Below are 10,643 nucleotides of genomic sequence, written 5' to 3' on the forward strand. Positions count from 1 at the left end.
GGCGCCCTCTGCGGCGGCGGGCCGTGCCACGGTTTCGAAGCCGGCGTCGTCGGCTTCGTCGTTCGGCGCCGGAGCTGTCACCGCGGACGCGCCGCCGGTCTGCGCCAGCGTCTGGCCGACCGCGTGGGAGACGAAGCGATGCACCGCGCCGCTGTCGCGGAAGCGAACCTCATGCTTGGCCGGGTGCACGTTCACGTCCACGGCGGCCGGGTCGATGTCCAGGAACAGCACGTAGGCGGGCTGGCGGTCGCCGTGCAGCACGTCCGCGTAGGCGGCTCGCAGGGCGTGGCTGACGGTGCGGTCGCGCACGTAGCGGCCATTCACGTAGAGATACTGGCGGTCCGCGCGCGCACGGGCCGCGGTGGGGCGGGTGATCATGCCCGCCAGGCTGACCGTGCCGACCGAGTGCGACAGCAGCAGGCCATGTTCGGCGAACTCCGCGCCCAGCACATCGCGGATGCGTTGCGGCGGCTCGGCGGGCAGCCACTGGCGCTGCGCGCGGTCATGGTGGAACAGGCGGAAGGCGATTTGCGGATGCGCCAGCGCAATGCGCTCCATGGCGTCGACGCAATGGCCGAATTCGGTGGCTTCGGAGCGCAGGAACTTGCGGCGCGCCGGCACGGCGTCGAACAGCTGGCGCACGTCCACCGTGGTGCCCGGGGGGCCGGATGCGGGGCTGACCTGCATGCTGCCGGCGTCGATCTGCCAGGCGTGCTCGCCGTCGCGGGTGCGGGAAATGATCGTGACCTGGGCCACGGACGCGATGGAGGCCAGGGCTTCGCCGCGGAACCCCATGGAGGCCACCGATTCCAGCTCGTTCAAGGAGCGGATCTTGCTGGTGGCGTGGCGCGCCAGCGCCAGCGGCAGTTCCTCGGGCGGAATGCCGCCGCCGTCGTCGGTCACGGCGATGCGGCGTATGCCGCCGCCTTCCAGGCGCACTTCGATGGCGCGTCCGCCCGCGTCGATGGCGTTCTCAAGGATTTCCTTGAGCACGGACGCCGGCCGTTCGATCACCTCGCCGGCGGCGATCTGGCTGATCAGCAGGTCGGGAAGCGCAAGAATGGAGCGGCGTTCGGTCATGTGGCTGGTGTTCAGGTATGGCTATGTGGATGATTTTAGCGTCATGGGCGGGTGGGCTATAGTCGCGGACTGATATCCCATTCCGTTGGCAGGGTTGCTTCAATGCTCGAATTTTTCAATATGGTGCTCCACATCGACAAGACGCTGGGCGTCTGGGTCGCGCAGTACGGCATGTGGGTGTATCTGGTGCTGTTCCTGATCGTTTTCGCCGAGACGGGACTGGTCGTGCTGCCGTTTTTGCCGGGGGATTCGCTCTTGTTCATCGCCGGCGCGTTCGGCGCCACCGGGCATATCGACCCGATCCTGATGGGAGGGCTGCTGATCGTCGCGGCCATCACCGGCAATACGCTGAACTACGCCATCGGACGCTATATCGGGCCGCGCGTGTTTTCGATGAACCTGCGCTTCCTGGATCGCGGCGCGTTGATGCGCACGCACGCGTTCTATGAGAAGCACGGCGGCAAGACCATCGTGATGTCGCGCTTCATCCCCGTGATCCGCACCTTTGCGCCCTTCGTCGCGGGCGTGGCCGACATGCCGCAGTCCCGCTTCCAGCTGTTCAATATCCTGGGCGCGCTGCTGTGGGTGGTGAGCCTGGTGGCCGCGGGCTATTTCTTCGGCAATATCCCGCTGGTGCGGGAACACCTGAACACCATCGTGCTGCTGGGCCTGGCCGCGGCCATCGTGCCCGTGATCGGGGCCGGGGTGTTCAAGCTGATCAAGGCCAGGCGCGGGGCCTGAGGTGGCGGTGGCGCGAGCCACCGCACAAGCGCCTGGCAAGTGAAAAGGGCGTTGCGCCGTCAAGCGCAACGCCCTTTTTCATGCGGCCGGCTGGCGCTGCTTCAGCTCAGGTCGCCCAGCCGCGCCAGCGGCGGATTGGCGGTGAAGTAGCGTTGGATGCCCGTCATCATGGCCTGCGCCAGCTTGTCCTGGTGTGAAGTGCTCTTGAGCAGGGCTTCTTCCTGGGGGTTGCTGATGAAGGCGGTTTCGACCAGTACCGAGGGAATGTCCGGCGCCTTCAGCACGGCGAAGCCGGCCTGTTCGACGCTGTTCTTGTGCAGGCGGTTGATCTTCTTGATTTCGTCCAGGAAGGCGTTGCCGACCTTGAGCGAATCGTTGATCTGCGCGGTGGTGGACAGGTCCAGCAGCACCTTGGCCACCTGGCGGTCGTGGCTGCCGAGGTTGACGCCGCCGATCAAGTCGGCCGCGTTTTCCTTGTCCGCCATCCAGCGCGCCTGGGCGCTGGTGGCGCCGCGTTGCGACAGCGCGAACACCGACGAGCCATTGGCCGAGGGCTTGACCCAGGCGTCCGCGTGGATCGAGATGAACAGGTCGGCATGCACTCGGCGCGCCTTCTGCACGCGCACATGCAGGGGCACGAAGTAATCGTCGTCGCGCGTCAGATAAGCGCGCATGTAGGGCTGGCTGTCGATCAGCGCCTTCAGGCGCCGGGCGATGCGCAGCACCACGTCTTTCTCGCGCAGGCCGCTGCTGCCGATGGCGCCCGGATCCTCGCCGCCGTGGCCGGGGTCCAGCGCGATGGTCAGCATGCGCTGCTTGCCGCGGCTGGCGGTGGCGGGCGGGGATTTGGGGGCCGTGGGCAGCGGGGGCGCCGGCTGCTGGCCGCGCACGCGCGGCGGCTCGGGCGGATCGGCGCGGGTCACCGGATTGCGCTGGATGTCTTCCAGGATGCGCGCCAGCGGGTCGTCCACGTCGGGGCCGCTTTGCTTGTTCAGGATCGCGATCAGCGGGTCCTGGGCGATCTTCGGATACAGGTCCAGCACTAGGCGGTACTGGTAGTCCGCCACGGGCTTGAGCGTGAACACCTGGGGCGCCACGGGTTGCTTCAGGTCGAACACCAGGCGGACCACGTTCGGGCGGTTCTGCGCCACCCGCAGGCTCTGGATGTAGGGATCGTCCGGCCGGACCTTGGAAACCAGGTCGTTCAGGGCCGCGCTGATGGTCAGTCCCTCGATGTCCACCACCAGACGGTGGGGGTTTTCAAGCGTGAACTGTTCAGCCTTGAGCTCGCTGTCGAGCTCCAGCGTGACGCGGGTGTATTCATCGGCCGGCCAGGTGCGCACGGCCAGGATCGTTGCCGCCTGCGCCAGGCGCGGCAGGACCGGCAAGACGAGCAGAGTGGCGGCGACGCTGATCAGGCGGCGCCGGGTGGCGCCTGCCGAGGGGAGGGCGCCGACTGGGGCGGGGGGACAATCGCGTTCAACCATGTTTGTCCTCGAGCGGTGTACGCGGTCAGGCTGGCGTCGCGTCCTTCGCCTGCATAGGCTAGGGAAATCAGCAGGTCGGGAGGGGGCAAAAGGCCCCCGGCCCGCTCCGGCCATTCGATCAAAACGACCGCATCGTCACGCAGTAAATCCCGGAATCCTGCGTCCAACCATTCGCGCGAATCACTAAATCTATAAAAATCAAGATGATAGAAGTATAAGTTAGAAACTTTATAGGATTCAAGCAGCGCGTAGCTTGGACTTTTGATCCGCCCGGTGATGCCGCATTCCCGCAACAGGGCTCGCGTGAAGGCTGTTTTCCCTGCGCCCAGGTCTCCCCGGAGGTGTATGTGTCCCCCTGCCGGACCGGTCTGGCCGCTGGAAACCAGGGGCGCGAGCTGCCGCGCCAGCGATTCCGTGGCGGCTTCGTCGGGCAGGTGCAAGTTCAGGCTGCAAAGAGGGGCGGACATGGCGCGGGGCGAGTGGTAAAAACGGTGGAGGAGTACGGATGTTCGCGCAATTATAGGAATGCGGGTTTCTGCTAACCTAGAATTGATTGTCATTCTCAACTTTCTCGCGACTGGCGCACCGCCGTCAGCCGCAACCGACGTCGCCACGGAGTAGCACGCGCCATGAAGACCCGCATTGAAAAAGACACTTTTGGTCCCATCGAAGTCCCGGAAGATCACCTCTGGGGCGCGCAGACGCAGCGTTCGCTGCATTTTTTCGCGATTTCCACCGAAAAAATGCCGGTTCCGCTGGTTGAGGCGATGGCGCGGCTCAAGCGCGCGGCCGCCAAGGTCAATGCCGATCTGGGCGAGCTGGATCCGAAGGTTGCCGATGGCATCGTCCGCGCAGCCGATGAAGTGATCGCCGGCAAGTGGCCCAACGAGTTCCCGCTGTCGGTCTGGCAGACCGGCTCCGGCACGCAAAGCAATATGAACATGAACGAGGTGCTGGCCAACCGCGCCTCGGAACTGCTGGGCGGCGTGCGCGGCGAAGAGCGCAAGGTGCACCCGAACGACCACGTCAACCGCGGGCAATCCTCCAACGACACCTTCCCGACCGCCATGCACGTGGCGGCGGCGGTGCAGGTCGAACATCATCTGCTGCCTTCGCTGAAGGCCCTGCGCGCCACGCTGGCGGCCAAGAGCGCCGAGTTCTACGACATCGTCAAGATCGGCCGCACCCACCTGCAGGACGCCACGCCCCTGACCCTGGGCCAGGAATTGTCGGGCTATGTGGCCCAGCTGGATCTGGCTGAACAGCAGATCCGCGCCACCTTGCCGGGCCTGCATCAACTGGCTATCGGCGGCACGGCGGTGGGCACCGGCCTGAATGCGCACCCGCAGTTCAGCGCCAAGGTTTCGGCTGAACTGGCGCACGCCACCGGCACCGCCTTCGTGTCGGCGCCCAACAAGTTCCAGGGCCTGGCCTCGCACGAAGCGCTGCTGTTCGCGCACGGCGCGCTGAAGTCGCTGGCGGCTGGCCTGATGAAGATCGCCAACGACGTGCGCTGGCTGTCCAGCGGTCCGCGTTCGGGCCTGGGCGAGATCAGCATCCCCGAGAACGAGCCGGGCAGCTCGATCATGCCGGGCAAGGTCAACCCGACGCAATGCGAAGCCATCACGATGCTGGCCGCGCAGGTGCTGGGCAACGACGTGGCCATCAATATCGGCGGCGCCAGCGGCAATTTCGAACTCAACGTGTTCAAGCCGCTGGTGATCCACAATTTCCTGCAATCGGTGCGCCTCCTGACCGACGGCATGGCCAGCTTCAACGAGCATTGCGCCGCCGGCATCGAGCCCAACCGCGAGCGCATCGCGGAACTGGTCGACCGTTCGCTGATGCTGGTGACGGCGCTGAATCCGCACATCGGCTACGACAAGGCCGCGCAGATCGCCAAGAAGGCCCACAAGGAAGGCTTGTCGCTGAAGGAATCGGCGTTGGCGCTGGGCTATGTGACCGAAGCGCAGTTCGCCGAATGGGTGGTGCCGGCCTCCATGACCAACGCGCACAAGTCTTCGTAAACAAGACTGCCATGCGCATGAAAAAGACCGCCGCGGCGGTCTTTTTTTTGTTCCGGATATTGTGGTTGCCTCAAGTGCCCGTCAGCATCAGCCACAGCGGAATCGTCAGCGCCGAAAACAGCGTGCCCAGCGATATCAGCACCGCCACCATGCGGCCGTCGCCGCCCATGCGCATGGCCAGCACGTAGGCGGCGGAAGCGCTGGGCAGGGCCGCGAACAGCAACAGCATTTGCGATTCCAGCGGCGGTAGCGCCAGCAAATGCGCCACCAGCAAGGCCACGGCGGGCAGCGCCGCCAGCTTGACCGCGAGCATCCAGGCGATCAGCGCGCCATGGCCCTTGCCGCCCTCCCATGAGAGGCTGGCGCCCACGCAGATGATGCCCAGCGCGATGGCCGCCGCGCCCAGGCGCGCGAGAGCCGTGTCCAGCGGGCCGGGCAAGTGCAGGCCGGCCAGGTTGCAGGCCAGGCCGGCCAGCGTGGAAATGACCAATGGATTGCGGGCCAGTTCGCGCAGCAGGTTGCCGCCGCTATGGCGGGCCAGGCCGTAGACCGCGGCCATGTTGGCCATGGGGACGGCGAAGCCGACGATCAGCGCCATGACCGTCTGGCCCTGGGTGCCGCCCAGGCTGGCCGACAGCGCCAGGCCGAGATAGGTGTTGAAGCGGTAGGCGCATTGGGCAGAAGAGGCCAGGCTCAGCGAGGACGGCCGCAGCACCCACGCCGCCAGCCATGCCAGCGCGATGCCGGCCGCAATGACGGCCGCGGAGGCCTGCAATAGCATGGCGGCGTTGCCGGCGGTGATGGGGGTGCGCAGGATGGACTGGAACAGCAGTGCGGGAAGCAGGACGAAGTAGACCAGTCGTTCGGTGCCGGCGAAGAATTCGCGGGAAAAATTCAGTTTGTGACGCAGCGCCCAACCCAGCGCAACCAGCATGAAATCAGGAAAAACCAGAAGGGCAACCGACATGTGCGAGTACGTATTTGATGCGCGTCAGACGGGGATCGCTGCGCTATGCGTCTGTAAGTATTTGCTGCTATTCTCCGTCATTCTGGCGGGCGCGTGTGCCACAAGCAACCTATAAAAAGTGCTCTCCCTGCGCACAGAGCATGCGTCCACCACCGTTAATTGCGGACCTGTCCACAGGCAGGCGCATCACACAACGGTCCGTATACACACGGGCTCGCATATTGGAGGAAACACACCTATGAATAAAGTCCGCTCCCTGGCCGTGGCGATCGCCTTGGCCACCGGCGCTGCCGGCACCCTCGGCGCCTCCGCCGCTCACGCTGCCGACAAGTACCCGAGCAAGCCGATCCGCGTCATCGTTCCGTTCGCGCCCGGCGGTTCCACCGACATCATTGCGCGCCTGGTGACGCAGCGCATGAGCCAGGAACTGGGCCAACCCATGGTTGTGGAAAACAAGGGCGGCGCAGGCGGCGCCATCGGCGCATCCGAAGCCGCGCGCGCCGATGCCGACGGCTACACGCTGTCCATCGCCACCGTCTCGACGATGGCCGTGAACCCGGCTTGCCGCCCCAACGACCTGCCCTACGATCCGATCAAGGATTTCCAGCCGGTCACCAACTTCGCCAACACCGCCAACGTGGTGGCCGTGAACCCGAAGTTCCCCGCCAAGGACTTCAAGGGTTTCCTGGAAGAGCTGAAGAAGAATCCGGGCAAGTACTCCTACGGCAGCTCGGGCACCTGCGGCGTGCTGCACCTGATGGGCGAATCGTTCAAGATGGCCACCGGCACGGACATCGTGCACGTGCCGTACAAGGGTTCGGGCCCGGCCGTGGCTGACGCCGTCGGCGGCCAGATCGAAATCCTGTTCGACAACCTGCCGTCGTCGATGCCGCAGATCCAGGCGGGCAAGCTGCGCGCCATGGCCATCGCATGGCCGACCAACATCGACGCCATCAAGGACGTGCCGACGTTCAAGGACGCCGGCTTCCCGGTGCTGAACCAGCCGGTCTGGTACGGCCTGCTGGCGCCCAAGGGCACGCCGATGGAAGTCGTGAACAAGCTGCGCGACGCTGCCGTGGTGGCCCTGAAGGACCCCAAGGTCATCAAGGCGCTGGACGACCAGGGCTCGGCGCCGTCGGGCAACACGCCGGAAGAATTCGCCAAGGAAATCAAAGAGCAGTATGACTGGGCGAAGGACGTCGTGAAGAAGCAGAACATCAAGCTGGACTGATGCCGCGCGGGGCGGGCGCTGCCTGCCCCCTCTGCATGTGACGACGGGCGCCTTCGGGCGCCCGTCGTGTTTTGCGCGCCAACCGCGCCTCAGGCCGCGGCGTCGAGCCCGGCCTGCAGCGCCTCGCAAGCGGCGCGCAGGCGTTCAATGAAGTCGCGGTGCAGCGCCGACAACGGATCCTGGTTGCGCACCATGATGCTGATCGGCACGCGCAACGCCGGGTCCAGCCGGCGCAGGTTCATGCCGGGGCGCAGCATCGCCTGCGCGGTGATCGCGTCCACGATGGCGTCGCCGCAGCCCGCGTCGACCAGCGCGCAGGCCACGTAATGCGTCTGCACCTGGATGGCGACCTGCGGATCCAGGCCCTGCGCGTCCAGCGCCATCTGCAACAGGGCGCCGGAGGCATCGGCCGCGTCCAGCACGATCAGCGTATCGCCCGCCATGGACGTCAGCTCTGCCAATGGCAGCGGACCCGTGCCGGGCTTGCGGCTCAGGTGTACCAGTTCGGTGTGGCCGAGGCCCATGCGGGTCAGGCCGGGATAGTCATTGGTATCGAAGGTGATGGCCAGGTCCAGCTCCCGCGTCAGCAGCCCCTGCACCAGCTCGCTGCTGTGATGCGTGTGGATGTCGAAGGTGATGCCGGGCTGCGCCGCGCGGCTGTCGCGCACCACGCCGGGCAGCAGTCCCAGGCCCAGCGCCGGCGCGCAGCCCAGCCGCAGGTGGCCGTTGGGATGGTCGCGCAGGCTGGCGGCCAGCCTGCGCACGCTGTTGAGGTCCTGATTCAGGCGCGCGACCTCGGGAGTGAGGATCTCGGCCTCGCGGGTGGCGACCAGCCGGCCCTTCACCCGCTCGAACAGCTTGAAGCCCAACTGCGCTTCGGCATGCGCCAACAGCTTGCTGGCCGCCGGCTGCGAGATATGCAGCGCGGCCGCAGCCTCGGTCAGGGATCCGGTACGGCGGATCGCTTCGAAAATCTCGATGTGGCGCAAACGCATGGCACGGTGGGGACGGTGGGCGGAAACCGCGATTCTAAGCCGGATGTGGCCCAGGGGGCGGGAGCTCGGTCGCGACAGCCGCCGGCGCCTTGACTATCATGAACCCCTGCCGGAAAGCCGGCGCACACCGGAGCTTCACATGCGCGCACCTCGTCACGCCGCCGCCCTCCTGCTTGCCGCCGCGCTCGCGGTCATGCCTGCCGCGTGGGCGCGCACGCAGCAAGCCGTAGAAGACCTGAACCCCGAGGCCGCCAGCGGCACGCAGACGCGCCAACTGGTGCGCGCGCCGCACTTCATGATGGCGTCCGCCAATCCGCTGGCGACGCAGGCCGGCGACGAGATGCTGCGCCGGGGCGGCAGCGCGGTGGATGCGGCCATTGCCGCGCAACTGGTGCTGAACCTGGTGGAGCCGCAATCGTCCGGCATAGGCGGCGGCGCCTTCATGGTGGCGTATTCGTCCAAGAGCGGCCGGATCCAGACTTACGACAGCCGCGAGACCGCGCCTGCCGCGGCCCAGCCGCAGCGTTTCCTGGACCCGGACGGCAAACCGGTGCCCTTTGCCCGCGCCGTCAATAGCGGCCTGGCGGTGGGCGTGCCAGGCCTGCTGCGCGGGCTTGAGCTAGCCCACAAGGAGCAGGGCGCGCTGCCCTGGGCCGACCTGTTCCAGCCTGCGATCCGGCTGGCCGAGCAGGGCTTCCCCGTGTCGCCCCGCCTGCACAAGCTGCTGGCCGGCAACAAGGAGCTGCGCACGCAAGCCGCGGCGGCGGCTTATTTCTACGCGCCGGACGGCACGCCATGGCCGGTGGGCCATGTGCTTAAGAACCCCGAATTCGCGCGCACGCTGCGCGCCGTGGCCGGACAGGGCGCGGACGCGTTCTATCAGGGCGAGATCGCCGCGGACATCGTCGCCGCGGTGCACGGCCATGCCGTGCCGGGCGACCTGACCCTGGCAGACATGGCGGGCTATCGCGCCAAGACGCGCGATCCCGTCTGCGGCGCCTATCGCGGCTATCAGCTGTGCGGCATGGGGCCGCCCAGCAGCGGACCGATCGCGGTGTTGCAGATGCTGGGCGAACTGGAACAATTCCCTCTCGGCAGCTACAAGCCGGGCAGCGTGGAGGCGGTGCATTACTTCTCCGAGGCCGGCCGGTTGGCGTTCGCCGACCGCGACTTCTACGTGGCCGACCCGGACTTCGTGCGGGTGCCGGTCCGCGCCATGCTGGACCCGGCCTATCTGCGCGCGCGCGGCGCGCTGATCCAGCCAGACCGCAGCATGAAGGTGGCGTTGCCCGGCGATCCGGAAGGCAAGCTGTTATCGCTGGGCAAGGACGATGCGCTGGCGCTGCCCTCGACCAGCCACCTGGTGGCCGTCGACGCCCAGGGCAATGCCTTGAGCATGACGACCACCATCGAAAATGAATTCGGCAGCAAGATCTTCGTGCGCGGCTTTTTGCTGAACAACGAGATGACGGATTTTTCCTCGTCCTACAAGGATCCCGAGGGCCGTCTCGTCGCCAACCGCATCGAGCCGGGCAAGCGTCCGCGCAGCTCCATGGCGCCGATGATCGTGCTGCGCGACGGCAAGCCCTATCTGCTGGTGGGGTCGCCGGGCGGCAGCGCCATCATCAACTACGTGGCCAAGACCATCGTGGGTGTGCTGGACTGGGGCCTGGACATCCAGGCCGCCATCGATCTGCCCAATATGGGCAGCCGCAACAAGGAAACCGAACTGGAGAAGGGCACCGCGCTGGAGGCGCTGGCGCCTGAGCTCGAGCGCATGGGGCACCCGGTGCGGATACTCGAATTTCCCAGCGGCATCCACGGCATCGTGATCGACGCCGGCGGCTTGCAGGGCGGCGCCGATCCGCGCCGCGAAGGCGTCGCCCAGGGCGGTTGATGGCGCGGGCTTACTCGCTACCGTCCGCGGGGCGCAGCGCCGGCGGCAGCTTGCGCAGCGTGGCCGGAGTGCGCGACAGCTTGATCGGCGAACCCACGCCGCGATAGTCGCCTTGCTCCAGCACCATGCCGCGATGGCGGGTATGCGGATGCGCCAGCGCCTGGTCCACGGTCTGCACGGCGGCCGCGGGCACGCCGCAACGCAGCAGGCGGTCGGCC

10 protein-coding genes are annotated in these 10,643 nt (G+C 66.7%); 4 read left to right on the forward strand and 6 right to left on the reverse strand.

From position 1 onward, the window contains the following. A partial coding sequence (gene mutL / locus WBB14_RS19920) for a DNA mismatch repair endonuclease MutL (RefSeq protein ID WP_424241362.1) occupies positions 1–1,080 on the reverse strand: 1,080 nt, incomplete at its 3' end. A 102-nt stretch (positions 1,081–1,182) separates the two neighbouring features. Here mutL and WBB14_RS19925 point away from each other — a divergent pair. Beyond that, on the forward strand, positions 1,183–1,821 hold the full coding sequence (locus WBB14_RS19925) for a VTT domain-containing protein (RefSeq protein WP_424241363.1): 639 nt from the start codon (positions 1,183–1,185) through the stop codon (positions 1,819–1,821). Positions 1,822–1,922: 101 nt separating this feature from the next. Here WBB14_RS19925 and WBB14_RS19930 read toward each other — a convergent pair whose 3' ends face one another. Both WBB14_RS19930 and tsaE read right to left on the reverse strand, forming a co-directional pair. Further along, positions 1,923–3,308, reverse strand: coding sequence for an N-acetylmuramoyl-L-alanine amidase (locus WBB14_RS19930; protein WP_424241364.1), 1,386 nt, complete (start codon positions 3,306–3,308; stop codon positions 1,923–1,925). Next, positions 3,236–3,775: a tRNA (adenosine(37)-N6)-threonylcarbamoyltransferase complex ATPase subunit type 1 TsaE gene (tsaE, locus tag WBB14_RS19935; RefSeq protein WP_424241365.1), complete on the reverse strand. Its 540-nt coding sequence runs from the start codon at positions 3,773–3,775 to the stop codon at positions 3,236–3,238. Before tsaE ends, WBB14_RS19930 begins: the two co-directional genes overlap by 73 nt. Before the next feature lie 162 nt (positions 3,776–3,937). Here tsaE and fumC point away from each other — a divergent pair, with 162 nt between their 5' ends. Next, the gene (fumC, locus tag WBB14_RS19940) at positions 3,938–5,335 is read left to right on the forward strand and encodes a class II fumarate hydratase (RefSeq protein WP_424241366.1); all 1,398 of its coding nucleotides are present in this window, start codon (positions 3,938–3,940) and stop codon (positions 5,333–5,335) included. A 70-nt stretch (positions 5,336–5,405) separates the two neighbouring features. Here fumC and WBB14_RS19945 read toward each other — a convergent pair whose 3' ends face one another. Continuing rightward, positions 5,406–6,302 (reverse strand): AEC family transporter, encoded by an 897-nt coding sequence (locus WBB14_RS19945; RefSeq protein ID WP_424241367.1) that lies wholly within the window; start codon positions 6,300–6,302, stop codon positions 5,406–5,408. A gap of 238 nt (positions 6,303–6,540) precedes the next feature. Here WBB14_RS19945 and WBB14_RS19950 point away from each other — a divergent pair, with 238 nt between their 5' ends. Beyond that, a complete protein-coding gene (locus tag WBB14_RS19950; RefSeq protein ID WP_207474082.1) occupies positions 6,541–7,533 on the forward strand; it encodes a tripartite tricarboxylate transporter substrate binding protein BugE in 993 nt (330 codons plus the stop codon). Between the two features lie 89 nt (positions 7,534–7,622). Here the strand turns inward: WBB14_RS19950 and WBB14_RS19955 are convergent, their stop codons facing one another. Next, positions 7,623–8,528: a LysR family transcriptional regulator gene (locus tag WBB14_RS19955; RefSeq protein ID WP_207474079.1), complete on the reverse strand. Its 906-nt coding sequence runs from the start codon at positions 8,526–8,528 to the stop codon at positions 7,623–7,625. Positions 8,529–8,667: 139 nt separating this feature from the next. On the opposite strand from WBB14_RS19955, the gene ggt reads away from it, so the two are divergent. Further along, a complete protein-coding gene (ggt, locus tag WBB14_RS19960) occupies positions 8,668–10,425 on the forward strand; it encodes a gamma-glutamyltransferase (RefSeq protein WP_424241368.1) in 1,758 nt (585 codons plus the stop codon). 10 nt (positions 10,426–10,435) lie between these two features. On the opposite strand, the gene WBB14_RS19965 is transcribed toward ggt, so the two are convergent. Further along, positions 10,436–10,643: CoA transferase (locus WBB14_RS19965; protein WP_424241369.1), on the reverse strand; the 208-nt coding region annotated here is incomplete at its 5' end.

Origin of the sequence: Achromobacter sp., assembly GCF_049647645.1 — a bacterium.
Lineage (GTDB): Bacteria > Pseudomonadota > Gammaproteobacteria > Burkholderiales > Burkholderiaceae_B > Achromobacter.